Source organism: Mesorhizobium sp. M7A.F.Ca.US.006.04.2.1, from assembly GCF_004022915.1.
GTDB classification, from domain to species: Bacteria; Pseudomonadota; Alphaproteobacteria; order Rhizobiales; family Rhizobiaceae; genus Mesorhizobium; species Mesorhizobium ciceri.
The window spans coordinates 1-744 of sequence record NZ_RZQA01001490.1 but is presented as its reverse complement, the minus strand read 5'-3'; the positions used below and the strand labels follow the sequence as shown (position 1 = coordinate 744).

Here is a 744-nt window from a genome sequence, read left to right as displayed (position 1 = left end):
TTCTTATAGCTGGCCCGGAGGCGTTCACGCGAAAGCGCCAACTTGCCCGCCCTCACGAATTCGCAGGCGCGGCAAAACGGTAGGGCCGCGGTGCGGCGGCCGCCTCGGCGCGGTCGGCCAGAAGTTTCAGCAAGGCATCGGCGATTGCTTCGGCGATGTTCACGGCGACCACCGACTGCAATCCCGACCATGCGGGCATGCTGTTCACTTCGAGTATGAACAGATTGCCGTCGTCAGCCCGCACGATGTCCACGCCGGCAAAATCCGCGCCGACCGCGGCTGACGCAGCGACGGCCAGCGATGCCAGTTCCGCCTTGCCATGTTCGGAAACCTGTTCCGGCACGCCACCCCGGTTGACGTTCGTGATCCAGTCGTCGCTGATGCGGCTCATCATCGCCACGGTCTCTCCGGCGCAGACAAACACGCGGAAATCCCGGAAAGGCGGACCGGCACGCGACACATATTGCTGAAGGTAGTAGACGCTGTTCACCTCTTCTGCGGCCGGCAGGTCCGAGAGCGTGCGGATCAGCTTTATGCCGCGGCCTTGCGCCCCGAACAATGGTTTCAGCACCAGCGGTCCCCGCGGAAGCTCTTGCGCCGCGACCTCCTCGGCGACGGCAAGTCCTTCTGCGGCAAAGGTGCGTGGCGTAGGCAGGCCGGCATTTTTCAGGAGGAATGTCGTCATCGACTTGTCGACGCAGCGCTCGATCGCCTGCGCGGAATTCCATACGGGAACCGACAGTC

At 63.7% G+C, this 744-nt stretch carries 1 protein-coding gene; it reads right to left on the bottom strand.

Annotated features, from left to right (window positions below):
• Nucleotides 1–52: 52 nt before the first annotated feature.
• Nucleotides 53–744: RimK family alpha-L-glutamate ligase (locus EN925_RS38260; protein ID WP_128337487.1), on the bottom strand; the 692-nt coding region annotated here is incomplete at its 5' end.